The 10849-nt window shown below is 58.3% G+C and carries 21 protein-coding genes and 1 pseudogene; 10 read left to right on the top strand and 12 right to left on the bottom strand.

Going from position 1 to position 10849, the window contains the following annotated elements; translation table 11 throughout:
* Positions 1–135: 135 nt before the first annotated feature.
* From GSQ76_RS18775 to GSQ76_RS18765, 3 genes are all read right to left on the bottom strand, one after another.
* Positions 136–489: a DUF883 C-terminal domain-containing protein gene (locus tag GSQ76_RS18775; protein ID WP_158745665.1), complete on the bottom strand. Its 354-nt coding sequence runs from the start codon at positions 487–489 to the stop codon at positions 136–138.
* A gap of 69 nt (positions 490–558) precedes the next feature.
* Complete coding sequence (locus tag GSQ76_RS18770; protein WP_158745664.1) at positions 559–840, bottom strand: hypothetical protein; 282 nt, start codon at positions 838–840, stop codon at positions 559–561.
* Between the two features lie 149 nt (positions 841–989).
* On the bottom strand, positions 990–1400 hold the full coding sequence (locus GSQ76_RS18765) for a DUF3597 domain-containing protein (protein ID WP_158745663.1): 411 nt from the start codon (positions 1398–1400) through the stop codon (positions 990–992).
* Positions 1401–1589: 189 nt separating this feature from the next.
* On the opposite strand from GSQ76_RS18765, the gene GSQ76_RS18760 reads away from it, so the two are divergent.
* From GSQ76_RS18760 to GSQ76_RS18750, 3 genes are all read left to right on the top strand, one after another.
* A complete protein-coding gene (locus tag GSQ76_RS18760; RefSeq protein WP_158745662.1) occupies positions 1590–1775 on the top strand; it encodes a hypothetical protein in 186 nt (61 codons plus the stop codon).
* Positions 1776–1803: 28 nt separating this feature from the next.
* On the top strand, positions 1804–2214 hold the full coding sequence (locus GSQ76_RS18755; RefSeq protein WP_158745661.1) for a hypothetical protein: 411 nt from the start codon (positions 1804–1806) through the stop codon (positions 2212–2214).
* A gap of 149 nt (positions 2215–2363) precedes the next feature.
* A complete protein-coding gene (locus tag GSQ76_RS18750; protein ID WP_158745660.1) occupies positions 2364–2723 on the top strand; it encodes a response regulator in 360 nt (119 codons plus the stop codon).
* A gap of 227 nt (positions 2724–2950) precedes the next feature.
* Here the strand turns inward: GSQ76_RS18750 and GSQ76_RS18745 are convergent, their stop codons facing one another.
* Positions 2951–3298, bottom strand: coding sequence for a hypothetical protein (locus GSQ76_RS18745; protein WP_158745659.1), 348 nt, complete (start codon positions 3296–3298; stop codon positions 2951–2953).
* Positions 3299–3745: 447 nt separating this feature from the next.
* On the opposite strand from GSQ76_RS18745, the gene pyp reads away from it, so the two are divergent.
* Positions 3746–4132 carry a photoactive yellow protein gene (gene pyp, locus GSQ76_RS18740; protein ID WP_216851145.1) on the top strand — a complete coding sequence of 129 codons (387 nt, stop codon included), beginning with the start codon at positions 3746–3748 and terminating at the stop codon, positions 4130–4132.
* Here the strand turns inward: pyp and GSQ76_RS18735 are convergent.
* Both GSQ76_RS18735 and GSQ76_RS18730 read right to left on the bottom strand, forming a co-directional pair.
* Positions 4119–4625, bottom strand: coding sequence for a BLUF domain-containing protein (locus GSQ76_RS18735; protein ID WP_158745658.1), 507 nt, complete (start codon positions 4623–4625; stop codon positions 4119–4121). The two genes, pyp and GSQ76_RS18735, sit on opposite strands and share 14 nt — an antisense overlap.
* Complete coding sequence (locus GSQ76_RS18730) at positions 4615–4848, bottom strand: hypothetical protein (protein WP_158745657.1); 234 nt, start codon at positions 4846–4848, stop codon at positions 4615–4617. Before GSQ76_RS18730 ends, GSQ76_RS18735 begins: the two co-directional genes overlap by 11 nt.
* A 148-nt stretch (positions 4849–4996) precedes the next feature.
* On the opposite strand from GSQ76_RS18730, the gene GSQ76_RS18725 reads away from it, so the two are divergent.
* Entirely contained in the window at positions 4997–5377 is a 381-nt protein-coding gene (locus tag GSQ76_RS18725) for an SOS response-associated peptidase (RefSeq protein ID WP_335904919.1), read from the top strand.
* Positions 5378–5621: 244 nt separating this feature from the next.
* Here the strand turns inward: GSQ76_RS18725 and GSQ76_RS18720 are convergent, their stop codons facing one another.
* Complete coding sequence (locus GSQ76_RS18720) at positions 5622–6053, bottom strand: hypothetical protein (protein ID WP_158745655.1); 432 nt, start codon at positions 6051–6053, stop codon at positions 5622–5624.
* 224 nt (positions 6054–6277) lie between these two features.
* Positions 6278–6634 carry a hypothetical protein gene (locus GSQ76_RS18715; RefSeq protein WP_158745654.1) on the bottom strand — a complete coding sequence of 119 codons (357 nt, stop codon included), beginning with the start codon at positions 6632–6634 and terminating at the stop codon, positions 6278–6280.
* Positions 6635–6708: 74 nt separating this feature from the next.
* Between GSQ76_RS18715 and GSQ76_RS32785 the strand changes: the two genes are divergently transcribed.
* The 4 genes from GSQ76_RS32785 to GSQ76_RS18695 all read left to right on the top strand — a co-directional run bounded on the left by GSQ76_RS32785 (position 6709) and on the right by GSQ76_RS18695 (position 8231).
* Entirely contained in the window at positions 6709–6873 is a 165-nt protein-coding gene (locus GSQ76_RS32785) for an Arc family DNA-binding protein (protein WP_158745653.1), read from the top strand.
* 75 nt (positions 6874–6948) lie between these two features.
* Positions 6949–7590: a ParA family protein gene (locus GSQ76_RS18705; RefSeq protein WP_158745652.1), complete on the top strand. Its 642-nt coding sequence runs from the start codon at positions 6949–6951 to the stop codon at positions 7588–7590.
* A gap of 94 nt (positions 7591–7684) precedes the next feature.
* Entirely contained in the window at positions 7685–7876 is a 192-nt protein-coding gene (locus GSQ76_RS18700) for a hypothetical protein (RefSeq protein ID WP_158745651.1), read from the top strand.
* A gap of 130 nt (positions 7877–8006) precedes the next feature.
* On the top strand, positions 8007–8231 hold the full coding sequence (locus GSQ76_RS18695; RefSeq protein WP_158745650.1) for a hypothetical protein: 225 nt from the start codon (positions 8007–8009) through the stop codon (positions 8229–8231).
* A gap of 9 nt (positions 8232–8240) precedes the next feature.
* On the opposite strand, the gene GSQ76_RS18690 is transcribed toward GSQ76_RS18695, so the two are convergent.
* Both GSQ76_RS18690 and GSQ76_RS18685 read right to left on the bottom strand, forming a co-directional pair.
* A complete protein-coding gene (locus tag GSQ76_RS18690; RefSeq protein WP_158745649.1) occupies positions 8241–8453 on the bottom strand; it encodes a hypothetical protein in 213 nt (70 codons plus the stop codon).
* Positions 8454–8493: 40 nt separating this feature from the next.
* Positions 8494–8730 carry a hypothetical protein gene (locus tag GSQ76_RS18685; RefSeq protein ID WP_158745648.1) on the bottom strand — a complete coding sequence of 79 codons (237 nt, stop codon included), beginning with the start codon at positions 8728–8730 and terminating at the stop codon, positions 8494–8496.
* A gap of 188 nt (positions 8731–8918) precedes the next feature.
* Between GSQ76_RS18685 and GSQ76_RS18680 the strand changes: the two are divergent.
* Positions 8919–9758 (top strand): annotated as a pseudogene (locus GSQ76_RS18680) (IS701 family transposase); the annotation flags it as partial.
* Between the two features lie 408 nt (positions 9759–10166).
* Here the strand turns inward: GSQ76_RS18680 and GSQ76_RS18670 are convergent.
* Positions 10167–10559, bottom strand: coding sequence for a hypothetical protein (locus tag GSQ76_RS18670; protein ID WP_158745646.1), 393 nt, complete (start codon positions 10557–10559; stop codon positions 10167–10169).
* 140 nt (positions 10560–10699) lie between these two features.
* A partial coding sequence (locus tag GSQ76_RS31965) for a hypothetical protein (protein ID WP_254070508.1) occupies positions 10700–10849 on the bottom strand: 150 nt, incomplete at its 5' end.

The raw sequence follows: 10849 nt of genomic DNA, 5'->3' as shown, positions 1-10849 counted from the left end.
TCTTCCTTGTGAGAGGAAAGGTCTGCCGAATCAGCTACCGTTCTTGTGCAGGCCTCTTCGACCAGATTACCCGGTAACTGCGCATAGCTCACAACATGGCCTCTCGGAAATCATCTGGGGCGCTGTCTGACATCTTCAGCGTCTTGGGGTTAGGAGCCCCAAAACCATACCCACGCCAAGGGCTGCTAGAAGTGCCGTCAGCGGCTTGCCGCGAACGAAGTCCCTTGCCTGCTCGGGTGTCACGTCTTGCTGGGCAAGCTTCTCTTGCGCTTCGTCAGCGTGCGTAGAAATCGAGATGGCCGCCTTGCCAGCAGCATCTCTCGCTTGACCGGCGATTCGGTCGACCGTGGCCGACATCCCGTCTGTCGCAGACTTAGGACGATTCTCGTCGGTTGCAGAGGATGCTGGATTGATGCCCGGTGCCGACGCGTCTTTGCTATGGGCCGCGAGAGCCGGCCCGGCCCCGCCCTTGATGCTTTTCTCGTCCACAAATGTCTCCTTGGTGCGAACAGCCACGGCTAACGACGGGGCGGCTCAAATCGAACCGCCCATTCCAGGCTACTTGGACGCGGCGGTGGGGGCGCCAGGTTGAGCACTGGACGCCCCCGTGGTCCCAGTGGTGGCAGTTGTCGGCGCGGCCGACGGAGCCATTCCGCCACCCGTGGATGTGGTGGAAAGCTGCCCGGTGGCCTTCGGCGTGGGCATACCCTGGCTGCCGCCAGTGGTGGTCGCCGTACCCTGCGACGTGGCATTTGCGGTCGGCGTCGTCTGGGCAAAGGCAGGCAGTGCCGACGAAGCCGCCAGAATAGCGGCGGCGGCGATAATCAGGTTGGTGCGCATGGCATTTCACTCCTTATCACGCCTTGCATGAAGCGTGGTGTTGGTAGACCAAACGGCTTCCGGAACATTTGGTTCTCGATATCTCTTAGGGTGCCGGTAAAGTGCAAGGTGGTCTGCACGGACGCGCCGGGCGCCCGCGCTCCATCGGGCTACGCCTTCATGCTGTCTGGAACCTTGCCGCCGTTTTCTTCCAGCTTCTGTACCACGGCCTTATGGAGAGCGACGTTCTCCTCGGCTGACCCGTCTGCGCCGACATGCACGTTTAGCTCGGTCGCGAGCTCCTTGCGGGCCTCAAGGCTGGAGTCCAGGTCGAGCAGCTTGAGCAAATCAACGATCGAACTCTCGTAATTGCCGCCCCCGCCTTTCTGCGAGGCCAGCTGCGACAGGACCACGCCGACGTCAACAGTCTTTGATCCTGTGTCTGGTGTGGTGGTCGGCGAAGGGGATACGGCTTCTGAGACCGTTTCCGGAGCGGTCTGCGATATGGCGTCGACGATGCTTCCAGCCGCAGGCGCACCTGCGTGGAAGATCTTGCTCATGATCGAGCTGAAAATGCTCATGGGGTTCCTAGACGTGGTTAGCCATGCTGAACGCGCCAGTGCCACTTTGGTCCCTCACCAGCCTGCAATCACGACATTTAGCTCAGATGGGTGGGATCGGCAGCGCCAGCTCGGAGCACGCCCCATGGCATAGATTGGATTGAACCCCTGTGGGCATCACCCGTTGGGGCGCCATAAGGAGACGCAGCCATGGTGAACCCATCTACCCACACGACGGGCAACGATCCCATCGAGGGTGTCGACCCCGGCGGCACACGCCCTACCAAGCCCGGCAACCCTGACAAATCTGGCCCCGCAAAGCCTGAAAATGTCAGCAAGGAGCAGACAGTCGTCAGCGGCAACCAGAACCAGCCCGCGAACGAACGGGCACGCTGACAGCGATGCGATGGAAGGTGACACACCCATGACCCAAGGACCAACAACGATCAATGGCCCGCTGCACACGCCTGAAGCCGACACCGGCGCGCAACGAGTAGTGGCCTATTTTGCAAATCGGCAGCACGCCGAAGCCACGCGGTTCGCGCTCATCGATGCCGGCATTTCGGAAGGCCAGATCAGCGTTTTGGAAGTTAGAGCTGAACGGATCGACTTGGAGCCCACTGATAAATCGCTCATCGGGCAGATCCGCGAAGCCCTACTGCCGGATGATGGTCAAACTGGGAAGAGAGACGCCATCGCCGACAACGATGTTGTGCTGAGGGTGTGGCCGCAGGATGGCGAAGCTGACCGGATCGTTGACATTATCCAGGCCAGCAATCCGCACCATTTCGACCCAGCGTTGGAGCGTTGGCGGAATTCACCTCCGACAACTTGAAGGTTGTTAGCTATTGAGCAGGTCCAAAAATCCGTCGTGTCAGTTAGCGTCTATCAATTGAGGGGTATCGCTGGAACGATATCGTCCAATTAATGTTGGCTCCATTGGGTCGCGACGAACAGCCAATCGCATCTTGGGGGTGAGGCTGGATGTGCGTTCTGGTTGTCGAAGACGAGTTCCTCATCGCCATGTTGGTCGAGGATGCGCTTACCGAATCTGGTCACAGCGTAATGGTTGCTCCAGACGGCCAACGGGCCCTAGACCTTCTTGATGAGCGGCCTGGACACTTTACAGGGCTCGTGACCGACTACCACATGCCCTCGCACTTGTCGGGTGGCGACGTCATCAAGCGAATGCGGGTGTTATATCCAACAATCCCGATGTTGCTGACGACGGCATTAGGCAACGCTACGACGCCGGACTGGCGGCAGGAGATGAGTGTCGAGCTGATGCTGAAGCCCTATGAGGTTGGGCATTTGGTTCAACACTTTCGGCATCTGCTGACCTGACTATAGAGGTCTCTCGCGCGTTCTACGATGTGCACGTGCACGATTGTCGTTGGCAGGTATGGGTAAACCTCGAGCTTTTGCTATAGCGCGCTCTATCCTCGCAAGGGCCTGATCTAGAGTGCTTGCCATCATTCGCGCACGGCTTGCTCGTTCTTCAGCGCTATAGTTGGCCACCATCGCGTTCACGAGCGCTGCTGAGGCGTGCGTTAGCGTCGGGGTGAGCTTGCTCAACTCAAAATTTCCATTGCTTCTTTCGTCAACCGCACCCGCCATGGTCCATCGCCATCTTCCGGCATTCGGTCTTCCTCTATCACCAGAGTGCCGTCATCTAGCATCGTGCTGATGATCTCTGAATGCGGCCCAGCTCCCGGTGTCCAAGCTCCATCTAATGGCATGTCAAGCAGCAGTTCCTGAACGCGTGGTTCGAGGATTTCCCGTGCAATCATGATCAGGTTATTTGAACGGATCCTCTCGGCCTCAAGCTCGCTGCACCTTGTCCAAGCAATTTCTACCATCAACCGGGACTGTGCAATCAAGAAGCGTGCTCGGATGACCTCAGGCGGGAGGTGCGGCACGTTCGATCATCCTTCTACTGCGCGCTAAGAAGTTTGATACCGTGAGCGTCGATTGGTCAAGGATGCCCTAGCGATGTCCAACGTTTGGCCATCTTGATGTATGCACCAATAGAAATGCCGACCACCGGTGAAGTTGTCTCGGACCTCACCGCGCCGGCTTTCGGCATGTTGTTTGAACGGATCCCCGAAGTCGCCGTTGTACCTTCCCCAAGAAGGCTCTTAAATCTGCCTTGGAGACGCTCGAGTGTCTTTACAAATGAGGTGCCAGCTTGCCGAGTTGGAACCGTCCTATCGGAGACCGCCGTGGCAAACGTCATGTATCCGCTTCAACTCCATTACTAACATTTGACAGCTATACATTAGCCGGTGCTGCATAGTAACTTGATTTTCATATTTCATTAATCGTAGTGCGCCAAGACTTTGCTCGCAAAGGAAGTAAGTGACAAAATGGACCTTATGACCCGGATCGAGTTTGGCCAAGACCACGTTGAAAACGACCTGGCTTTGATGACGCCCTCTGCTATCGATCAACTGGCGTTTGGTGCGATACAATTAAATGCCGCCGGATTGGTGCTTGGTTACAACGCCACTGAGAGCACTATTACCGGTCGCCGAAAGGAGGCGGTTATTGGCCGCAACTTCTTCAACGAGATCGCGCCCTGCTGCAACAAGCCCGCATTCCGCGGCGTGTTCGACGCCGGGGTGAAAGCGGGCAACCTGAACGCGATGTTCGATTACACCTTCGATTACAAGATGAACCCCACCAGGGTGAAGGTGCACATGAAGAAGGCGGTGGCGGACGACACCTACTGGGTCTTCGTCAAGCGTCTGTAAGCGATAGATCGGTGAGACTTGAAGGCTTATTAGGTTGGTATCTGGGCATTACTTGGTGTTTCAACAGTCGCACTATTGCAGCGCCCTGCGAGACCCTGGGTAATCCCAAGATGTCCATCATCGACAGATCAAGCTGTTCCGTCCCATCGGTGTAAGCCATGGACCAGTTCCCAAAGAGACGCTCTGGCACCCAGCCAGATTCTAGTAGTCTAAGGTGCCGGTGTCGCGTGTCGCAGATGATGTTGCCGATGAGCGCCTTGACAGCAGGTTCGGGCCCCTCCAGCACCTGAGCAAAGTAGCCTGTGCTGAACAGCAGGGCCCCTGTGATTTGGTGGTCCTTATTCCAGTCTCGAGACCATCTGAGTAGATCGTTGATAGCGGTGGCATAGGCGTCATTCTCAGAAGGCAGCACGACTTCGCTCATATAAACGAGTCGATACGTTGGTGACGAAGCACCACCATTCTCCGCATGGGCCGATTGCTCAACTTCCACCGCTATTCTCCCAAACGCGCCATACGGCGTCATTGAATGTGTCGCGCTTGCCGAGTTCCTGGGCCGAGGAGACCCAAAGTTTGCTCTGCTCTAGATCAGAGATCTCGGGGTCGGCTTTGGCCGCGAGACCTAAGCGTTGTGCAATGGCGGACCGATGGCGCATCTCCAAGTCGAAGAATGCTTTGGTGGGGTTAGGTCTGGAGACCTTCAGATGGTCAGGCATTTGCGCACGCTCCGAGAGCCTGCGCCGGAGCTGAGTGGGATCAGCGTCAATGCAATGCTGGCTTATCAACTCCCGATGCATCCCAAAGTTTGTTAGTCCGCCAAATAAATGTTGGGGTTGCCGATGGTGGTCGCCGTCCCACCTCTGACTGTTAGGTATCAACGCCGGTGTTGGGACAGCCGCTGGGGGGCTTGCTCATCCCCCTGGCCGCCAGCGTTGCCTTGTGGCCGCCGACGCACTCTACGAGTGGAAGGCGCTTCCAGATGGCAAGCAGCCTTACGCGATCGCCCAGGTCGACGGAGCGCCGGTCACCTTTGCAGGCATCTGGGAGGGCTGGAAGGCGCCAGATGGTGAGGTGATGCGCACCTTCGCTATCCTAACCACCAGCGCCAACGGCACGATGAGCCAGCTGCACGATCGTATGCCGGTGATCCTGACGCCGGATCAGTGGCCGATGTGGCTGGGTGAGGCAGAGGGCGATGCCATGGCGCTGATGCGGCCGGCTGCCGATGACGTCCTGCACCTATAGCCTGTCAGCCGGGCTGTGAACAGCGTCCGCAACAATGGCGCTGAACTGCTGGACCGGATTGACGATCCGGCAGCGCCACCGCCGAGCAACGCGCCGAAAACCGACCTCATGTCACAAGGAATCGCGCATCCATGCAGCCTCGACCATGTCGACCGCGCTTGCAAAGCTGATTCCGCGTGATGAAGCGATACGCGCTGCGGCCTCGCCGAAGTAGTCGGCTTGGTCAATCATCTGCAGCTCCTCATCAACCAGTGGAGCATTGTTGTATGGAAGCCTTGTTTTCATGTCCACCAGATGGAAGTTGGACGTCCCAGACGTAGTCTCTCGACGTCCCATGCGTGGTTGCCTGACGGGCACATGATGGACGTTGGACGGGCACTCGGTGGACGCCAGCCAGGCATGGGTGGACGTTGGGCAGGCACGCGAGCACCGTTGCCAGGCTGGCCAGCGCTACGTCGGCCTGGCTGTCAGGATCTAGCCAGTGCGGCGGCGCCAAGTAGCACATGCCCTCCCCCACGCTGACCCGGTAGTAAAGCACGCTGCCGCGGTCGTGCATCGTTCCCAGCAGCTTGCCGGCGACAATCTCGTGCCCGCTGGCGGTTGGTCGGTGGAGCGTGACGGGGATGGCGACACGGGCGCGGTGGAAGCCGTCCAGCAGGGTGATGGCGGCGGCCATACCGTGCGGCGTCCGAAGCGGTGTGATAGTTCTATTGTCAGCCTTGCGCATTAGCTGAAGCCTTTTGCGTAGGGTCAGACACGGACGGGACTCGACCTCCCGTTCGCGTCGACCTCGCCCGGCATAACTGCCGGACTAAACCGGGAGCCGCCCGGCTGGATGGCTCGGCGCCGGCTATGCGAAGCCCGGCACCAAGCAATTCTGTGGTTTGGTCTTCGCTGGGCCTAGGCCTCCACGGCGATGGTCAGGGCCAGGACGGCGGCCTGGGCCGCTGCGGCGCGCTTGTGGGCAGCGCGCACAGCGGCGCGAGACTTGTTCAGGAACGTCATGGCCTGCGATTGAAACCGGCGGCGGCAGATCCGCGGCTGACGGTTGGCTAGGCCGAGGCCGTCCCGGGCATACTGATATTGACGTTCGGCGCTGCTGACGTCGGGCATAGCCCGGTTTAGCTCCCATAGGGCCAGCTCCAGCGGCGTGCGGGCCGGACGGAGGGAAGCCGGGGCGGCGGCGAATAGCGGCAGGGAGCGGAGGAGGTTGTGGGCTGCCAGTGGATTGCGGCTGCTGTAGCTGTAGGTGCGCATGACTTGCTCCTTGTCGCCGCTTTACCTACAATGTCGTTGTCGCAATGTCAACGTCAATGTAGGTAAATGTCGTCATGGGAAAGTCGCCATCTCTTGGAGTGCGATTGCCACCGGAGGTAAAACTCGCTTTGGAGAAAGCTGCACGCGAAGACACTCGCTCGGTGTCTTCGATGGTTGAGAAGGTTTTGACGGACTGGCTTCGCGCAAAAGGCTATTTGCCACGCGATGCGGCAGAGTGACGCCATAGACAGCTAGCCATCCCTTAGTCTAGATGGACTGATGGATGGACAGAAAGATTGATGTGAACAATCGCTGTGGCCAGTCGTAAGGGCGGCGCTGGTACAACCACCATTGCCTCCGCCCTGGCTGTAGAAGCTGTGCGTCGTGGGCATGGACCAGTCGTGATGCTGGACACTGATCCCCAGGGTGGATTGGCTGGCTGGTGGAATGCGCGGGAGGCGGATACCCCCGTTTTTGTTGAGGCAGCTATGGGCGAGCTGCGTGGAACCCTCGCAGCTTTAGAGGAGCGTGGCTTTGCCATCGCCTTCATCGACACACCTCCTCAGGTCAGTGAGGCAATCTCGGCGGTGATCCAAGTCGCCGACATCGTAATCGTCCCGGTGAGGGCGAGCCCAAACGACCTTCGAGCGGTGTCTGCGACGGTTGATTTGATTGAAGAGGCCGCCAAGCGGATGATCTTCATCGTCAACGCGGTCAAACCGCGTGTGAAGCTGACCGCGGAGACGGCAATCCTCCTGTCGCAGCATGGCACTGTCGCGCCCATACATGTCGCAGATAGGACGGACTATGCCGGAGCCATGACGGACGGACGGACCGGGCCCGAGATGGACCCGTTAGGGAAGGCCGCAGCAGAAATCGCCGCCCTTTGGACTTACATCGCCCAAAAGATTGGAATTGAGAGCCGCAATGCCAAGCAAGCCGCGCCCACCGCTTGAAATCGCCTTTCCCAGCAAAGGCTCCGCGTCTCCCAGGCCCGATGTCACAGCCGGGGCAGTCAATGAGCCAGCTACTAGCTCCAACGTGACGCCCATGATCCCGGCAGCATTGCCAGAGCAGCGCCTGGGCGTGCTGCAGCCGAAAGCGAAGAACGGCTATGCCGCCCTCACGATACGACCGGGCCCCGAACGGCGCCAACGCCTTGAAGAGATCAGCCGCGCAACCGGGCACTCAATGCAGGATATTTTGCTGCACTGCTTCGACACAATTTATCCCCCTGAATAGATAGACGTCCGTCTAGATGGATGGACAGATAGACTGATAACGTCGATCGTTGAGTGGTTATGCGAACCGCTTTGGCGCTAAAGGTTGGCCCGTGCCCCACCGCGTGAAGACACCCTACACGGCCGCCCACATGGACGCTCCCGAGGTCACTGAGGCGTCCAACCTAGCCGAGGTGCTGCTCTGGCTGGACGAGCACCTGAAAGGCTGGGAGTGGCAACCACGGGGTGTGCGCAAGGGGGCAAAACCGCCGCCGGATGCCGAATGTCACGACCTGGTATTTGACACAGGCCCGCAGGCAGCGCGGTTCAAGTTCCACTGGATCGGGCAGATGTGGGCAGGCGATCGACGGATGTAGGGCCGCCGCCTAGCGCCTCGCCTGCCGCCAAACGTCCACGACAAACCCCGCCAGGGCGCAGACAGCAAGAGGTACATAAAGCTGCCAATCACCCAGCGTCATTGAGGCGAGATTTTTGGCGAGCCAGATGGTCCATGTCACCAGCACCGCACCGCTCAAACCAAACGCGGCAATGCAGAGCCGCCGTGTGATAGTTCGCCGGCGGGTGTCATCGTAGGACATTGGTCGCCACGCTCATAGGGCAGAGCTGCGAGGCGAGGCCTTAAGCCCTGCTAAAGCTGACGCCTTGCGTCCATTCCGGTATGGCACGACGGCTTGGTCGCCGCAGGTTGGTGAGAGCCATGAGCGCGATGTCGACTGCTGGACGGTGCCAGTGTGCTCTGTTGTCTGACGCGATGAAGCCGTTGACCGGGTGCGGCAGGTCGCCAGCAACAATGTGATTGAGTATTTGCACTGCCTCAAGGAAGCCCAGACATTCCCGCAGCTCCACGAAATTCATGACCATTTAACCTAATGGCCGCATTGATTTGGTGACGAAGCCTCTCTTGCAGACCCGAAGGTTCCATCCCCCAAATGGGGGATGCGGCACAATTTAGTCACACTGTGCGGTTTGCATGGCAGCAAAGCTTTCCTCGTGTCCAGACCCTGATTGCGGCTTGCAATTGGCCAAATCGTTTCAAATAATGCCATGCGTTTATCGATCGCGCGCTGTATTTACCAAAAGCCTGGACCAACGATCCTACGCGTTTGGCCGCGGCCCATGTGCCGGTGCACACTAGCTTTGCTACCAAGCCACAATTAGCAGCCGTGATGATCGAGCGCGCGATCACTGCGGGAGTACCGTTTAAGTGGGTTGCTGCCGATACCGTATATGGGGTTGGCGATATTGAAATGGCGTTGCGGCATGCGGGCAAGGGATACGTGCTCGGCACTCATGCGAACCAACCGTACAACTCCTGGATCAATAAGCCGCTGATTGCCGGGACGGCACAGCAGATCGCGGAGGATCTTGCACCCGCTGCATGGCAGCGCCTGTCCGCAGGCCAAGGCACGAAAGGCCCGCGGCTTTTCGACTGGGCCTATCTCAAATTGGCCGACCCTAAGGGCGAGTCTTACGGGATCAGCGGTGTTTGGACGCGCGGTTTGCTCATACGACGTAGCATTGCCGACGGCGAATACTCGTTCTTCAGCACCTGGTGCCCCGTTGGGACCAACATCAAAATGTTGGCTGCCATTGAAGATCACCGCTGGGCTATCGAGGATAGCTTTGAGACCGCTAAAAACGAGCTCGGGCTGGACCATAACGAGAGCCGCTCGTGGCACGGTTGGCACCGGCATGTGTCCTTGGTGATCTTGGCATTTGCAATGATGGCCACCATCCGCCACCGCGCTAATCTATTGCCTTCCTCACAAACCATACGTCGCATGGGTCATGCGGGCCGCCTCTCGTCGACTGGTCAATCCAAGAAATCCGACGCGTCGCCACGCGTTTGGCCCAACGCCGCATTCAGCCTGCTTATGTCATAGCCTGGTCTGTATGGCGCAGAGCACATCAGGCCAGCGCACAACGATCTTGCTTCAAGAAAAGAAGGCAACTGTAATGCTAGTTTTTGCCGCTCTCTTCTTCGGTGCTGGTGTCGGTGTAGCCACCGTCGGCTCGGCAGCTACCGCCTTCTTGGCAATAGGTTTGGCTGCTGTAGCCGGCGCTGGCTTCTCAGTGGCGACCGTTTTGGCCTTCTCCACAGGCTGAGCCAATCGCCGTTCCGCCTCCTGCCAGTGATCATGTTCCTTACCATTAGGACGGCCGTCGTCCTCCCCAGATTTGGTAGGCAAGGTCACGGATAGAGTCGTAAGTCATGCGGTAACCCGGCTTCCAGCTCGATAACAATCGGCCCATAAAGACGATCTCGGAAGCCCCGCAAAACCTATGTTAGGCTAGCTTCCAGCTCCTCGCCATGCCGCCATTGAAGGAACTGGCATTGGGATAAATTTGATGTTGCTGACCGCCCCGGTTCTAAGCGCCAAGCGTGCAGCCTGATTGAGGCGTGACACACAGATGTTCTGACAATGACGGGGCATAGGGACGCGGATAGCCGCATTCGTCAGACGGATTTCGACGCCTTGCTTGTCAATAAATAGACCAAGATCGCAGTAGGCGCGGGCTGAATTGAATTGATCCAGGCCGATGACTTTTGTACCGAGTTCTACTGTGAACACTACCAAGACCCGTTCGACCGAGTGGATGGCTAAATACGCGATGCCAGGCTCTTCGTAAACATAACTTGGTTCTAAGCTTGGTCTTTCCAAGATTTTATATCCGCTCTCCATGGAGCTAGCCTGACCGAACCTCTGTATGCCGTGCAAGCATAAGTTGTAAAAAGGCGCGTTAAATCGACGGTAATATGACCATCAACGACTTTGTTGCATGGGTCAGCAGACAGTTGAGGTCCGGCCATTTGGCTGTGCTGTTACGGGAGGCGGACGTACTCTGGACGTCCGAACTCGAGCATCCAGTTAAGTGCGTTCACCGCAATCGTAACCTCGGTCGCTCGCCGATGATCGGTGCGCGATTGCAGCCCGTTCCCGATCACCCGTTTGAAGCGGCTGATGTCGGCCTC

Origin of the sequence: Acidisphaera sp. L21, from assembly GCF_009765685.1 — a bacterium.
GTDB lineage: Bacteria > Pseudomonadota > Alphaproteobacteria > Acetobacterales > Acetobacteraceae > LMUY01.
The sequence above is the reverse complement of the archived record's forward strand: the minus strand, read 5'-3'. Positions and strand labels throughout refer to the sequence as shown.